At 46.0% G+C, this 4607-nt stretch carries 3 protein-coding genes; all 3 read right to left on the bottom strand.

Annotated features, from left to right (window positions below):
• Window positions 1-291 precede the first annotated feature (291 nt).
• Entirely contained in the window at window positions 292-2166 is a 1875-nt protein-coding gene (locus ACY69O_RS03560; protein ID WP_462332097.1) for a clostripain-related cysteine peptidase, read from the bottom strand.
• Window positions 2167-2397: 231 nt separating this feature from the next.
• Window positions 2398-3498 (bottom strand): DUF362 domain-containing protein, encoded by a 1101-nt coding sequence (locus tag ACY69O_RS03555; RefSeq protein ID WP_462332096.1) that lies wholly within the window; start codon window positions 3496-3498, stop codon window positions 2398-2400.
• Window positions 3499-3690: 192 nt separating this feature from the next.
• On the bottom strand, window positions 3691-4607 hold a 917-nt coding region (gene thrS / locus ACY69O_RS03550; RefSeq protein WP_462332095.1), incomplete at its 5' end, for a threonine--tRNA ligase.

Raw genomic sequence — 4607 nt, 5'->3', positions numbered from 1 at the left:
TGATTATACATCATAAAAGCTATCCACAAGCTAAAAATACCGGCAGCAAATGAAAGATTTTCAATCGTCAAATCTTTTTTTGACCGAATTCTCACATAAAAGCCAAACATCAAGGATTCCCCCTCACAAACATATCCACCTGCACACCATGTTCACCATTTTAATACAGGATAATAATTCGTAAAGATTTCTTGAGTCCGATATCTCTGCAACTTTTTTCTTATTTATTCACGGATATCAAAAAGCCTCCATACGTCAGACCTGAATCCGACGCACAGAGGCTTTTTCACTTTACTTATTCGACACCCGTATATTCTCAATCTTTCCGTTCTTCACAAACATTTCGACGCCGTCTGATACGAATGGGTCATTATGTACCGACTCAAAGTGGAATACAAATGTGTAGGTTCCATCAGGCAGCGGTTCATCCTTCAGATCAGGTTCCTTTTCCAGTACGAAGGCTTCACCCTCAACAAATTTCTCGTTTGAGTCAATAGTGAAAAGCGGTGTTATTTTGTCCCCGACATGAAGCTGAACAATATTTCTGTCAACCATTCCATTTCTCAACGTGCGATACGCTCCGAGAATTTCAAATTTCTGCTGCTCCATGTCAAAGCCAGACAAAAGCTGATATTTTTTCCCGTTAATCTTTATGTTCGAGATATACAGGGCATAGTCCGGATACTGCTCGACTATATTCATTGGCAGCATATGTCCGTTCAATGCCGGCCAATGTCCGTCAAACCCGTCTCTGAAAATGCCCTTCTCCCAATCAATTGTAATTTTATCATCAGTTCCAAGGCGCATATAATCATTTTCGAAGGGAACATACAGCCCGCAATAAGCCAGGCTCACAGCATTCAGCAAATCGGGCTTCAGTACTGCCGTCGCAATGTTCTGACTGTCGAGGGTAACCGGAATTCTCTCCGTCGGTGGCATGTCAATGATATACCAGGGTACGTCGCTTTCTCCTCCGGACATCATCGCCTTATGCAGCGCGGAAAAATTATCATTCGCGCCAATGAGTTTTCCGTATGCTGTGCTGCTCTTCTCAGTTCCCGTCAGGTTATAATACACGGAAAGGCCTTTTCCGTAACGGCGGTATTTTCCTTTCGCCTTGCAGATAACAGCACGATCTACTGCGTTCACTACTGCCTCCGCAGAGCTGACCCCCTCCATGTATTCTGCAAGAGAGCCAAGGTCAACCATTTCCATGCCCCCGCCTATTACCGCGTCGCCGCCCTGTTCACCGTATCTTTCTACAGTGTTTGCGACTCGGTCAAGAGCAGTGAAGAAATATCTCGGATTCGCCTTTGATGCACTGAGGGCTTCCTCTCCCAGCCTGTTTACAGCTTTGTTCAGCTCCGGAAGTGCCGAAAGGTCAACAACAGAGAATGTTGCCGTGTCCTGTGTCCCTTGATTTTTACAACGTTCAAAATATGAATCACATATCACCTTTCCCAGAGCAGCGCCGTCCTGGGCAGGGTTCTTTGCAATGGAGCCAAGCCATGCGGCATAATCAATACCATGATCAGGCATTATTTCCTGAGAGGCCGCCAGATACCTGGTATAACCATAGAGAGAATTAGCTGTTTCCAGTGTTGCCATTAGGCATGTATCAAAGCATACAAGGTCAATGGGAGGCTGCGCCGCATTTTCGGTAAACACTCCTCCTAAAGCGACACGAAGAGCATTAAGACTGATTGTTGTTCCATATTTTTCGTCAAAACATACTCCGCCAAGGCTTCCGCTGCCGTGATTCCAAATTACCAGTACTTTATGATCGGCAGGATAATTTTTTACAGCAAAACTGAGAAAATCCTTCAGGACGGCACCGCTGCCCATGTTGGAATCCGGAAGTTTCTCTATCTCATGAAATCCATTGCTGTCGTAAACATATCTTGCCAGAGCGTTTGAAGGTATCCCCCTGCTGTGCCACTTTTTTGCTCCTCCTGTCTGGATAATAACCTTGACATTTTCCGGGAGTTTGACAGAGCACATATCTGCTATATTGGATGATGCGCTCTTATAATCTGTCTCCAAATCAGAGCCGCAAATATACCAGTAAACCGCCCAGGTCTCCTGTGCCGCAGCATGCGTGACTCCGCCAAGCAATACACCTGCCGTAATAAAAACAGCAACTAAAAGTCGAAATGTTTTTCTCATAATCGTACCCTCTCCCTTCTGACTTAGTCCCAGTTTCTCATTGCAGTCTTGGCTGCCAATAGACAACAATCGTTTTTCTGTTTCCTCCTCTCGCATTAAAGGATTCATATAAAGTATTATTCAACAATCATTAGAAAAATCCTTTTCTTTTATGTACAATCCATTCAAAAAAACAGGCCGCAAATTCCTGCAGCCTGTTTTCCTTTATTGTCAGTATCAAAAAATCTAAATTTATGCTTTAAATGGTTTTACGCCTTTTACCGCATCCTCCAATTTAATTGGCACATTTCCGTTATCCACATCAAGAAGCACGTACCGGCTGTTTCCCATGCCCAGCTCCTTCATGTAGGAAAGCTGGCGAAGGCCGTGACGTGATTCCATGCGCTCCTGAAGGTCGTGGCGGTCCTTTTCCGGAAGAGCATAAACCAAATCCACCGAAGCCTGGTCAATCGCAAGAATATCCGTTGACGCAAGAATACCGATGTTAGGCGTTGTCGGAACTGCCGCGCTGGTTCCCGCGCAGTCGCAGTCCACAGACATATTCCGAAGGACATTGATGAAGGAAATTTTGTCACCAAAATAATCAATAACGGCTTTAGAGGATTCAGTCATGCGCTCCATGAATTCTTCCTTGGTTATTCCCCACTGGCTTCCGGTATCACCTGCGTGAATCATTTTCTTTCCTATACGTCCGTCGGCACAGCCGATACCGATATTTTTATTTGAACCGCCAAATCCGCCCATAGTATGACCTTTGAAATGCGTGAGTACAAAGAGCGAATCGTAGTTCGTCAGATGTCCGCCCACAGCCATCTCAGTAAACCATTTGCCGCCTTTTACAGGAAGCATTGCCGTGCCTTCCTCATCGAGAATATCTACAGTTGTAAATGCAGTCCAGCCGTTCGTCTCAAGAGTTTTTCTGTGGCTTTCGGTTGTGTAGCGTCCATAATCGTAATATGTATTCGTCTCCACAACAGTCGCGTTCGGAAGCTTCTTCTGCATAAGCTCCTTAACCCAGGGACGCGGAATGATATTCGGTCCTTCAGGCTCACCTGTATGAAGCTTTATGCCGACTTTTCCCGTAAAGTTTGCAGATATTTTATCATACAGCTTCATAAGCCCTGCCGCAGACAAATCACGGGTGAAGTATACCACAGATTCGCCGCCCTGCCTGTTCTTATAGGAAACATACTTGTCACCGTCAGTTCCCGGAACGGCAGGTGCCTGCTGCTCCGCAGATGCAGCCTTGATTCCATCGAGTGCCGGTACTGCCGCAGCCGCTGCAACAAGCCCTGCCATCTTGATAAAATTACGTCTCGACATTGAACACATACTTATCATCCCTTCTGTCGCATCATATCCTCGGCCTTTTGCCGGCATTACGCCATAATCATACTTACAGTTTATTATAACTATATGTTAACGAATATTCCAATGCTAAAAAATAATATTAAGGTATGCCTCCAAAGCATAAAAATAAAAGCCGCACATTTATGCCGTGCGGCTTTTATCTTGTGACTTAAATCAATATTTTTCTTCTTTCGAAGCAATCTTGTCCTGTACCAGCTTGATAAAATCATCAACTGACATCGTCTGACTGTCCTTCTCACCGTATTTACGAAGCGTTACATTGCCGTCCTGCATTTCCTGGTCTCCGATAACGAGAGCATACGGAATCTTTTTGACCTGGGCTTCACGAATCTTGTAGCCCATTTTCTCGTTGCGCTCATCAACCTCAACGCGGATACCAAGGTCAAACAGCTTCTTTCTGAGGTCGAAGGCATAATCAAAATGCTTGTCCGTAATCGGAAGAATCTTGACCTGTACAGGTGCGAGCCATACAGGGAATGCGCCTGCATAGTTCTCGATAAGAATACCGATGAAACGCTCAATAGAGCCGTAAACAACGCGGTGCAGCATAATCGGACGATGCTTCTCGCCATCCTCGCCCACGTACGTGAGGTCGAATTTCTCCGGCATGAGCATATCCAGCTGAATCGTTCCGCACTGCCATGTACGGCCGATGGAATCGCGGAGATGGAAATCAATCTTAGGACCGTAGAAAGCACCATCGCCCTCATTGATGATATAGTTCAGTCCGCGTGCTTCCAATGCGTGCTGCAGGGCAGCCGTTGCCTTCTCCCAGATTTCATCAGAACCCATGGAATCCTCAGGACGCGTGGAGAGCTCTGCCGTATAGCTGAGTCCGAATGTCTTGTAGACCTCATCAAACAAGTCGATTGTATGCTGAATCTCCTCTTCAATCTGCTCAGGTGTTACAAAGAGATGCGCATCGTCCTGGGTAAAGTTTCTAACGCGGAAAAGTCCGTGCAGCTCACCGGATTTCTCGTGACGGTGAACAAGACCGAGCTCGCCGAGACGCAGCGGCAGGTCGCGGTAGCTGTGTACATGTGTCTTATAGACAAGCATACCACCCGGGC

The sequence above is a fragment of the Schwartzia sp. (in: firmicutes) genome (assembly GCF_978017985.1).
Note: the sequence above shows the minus strand (reverse complement) of the source record. Positions and strands in the feature narration are given on the sequence as shown.

Bases quoted from the DNA above. Each gene is read 5' to 3' on its own strand.
- ACY69O_RS03560 (WP_462332097.1), bottom strand. From the start codon at position 2,166: ATGAGAAAAACATTTCGACTTTTAGTTGCTGTTTTTATTACGGCAGGT.
- ACY69O_RS03555 (WP_462332096.1), bottom strand. From the start codon at position 3,498: ATGTGTTCAATGTCGAGACGTAATTTTATCAAGATGGCAGGGCTTGTT.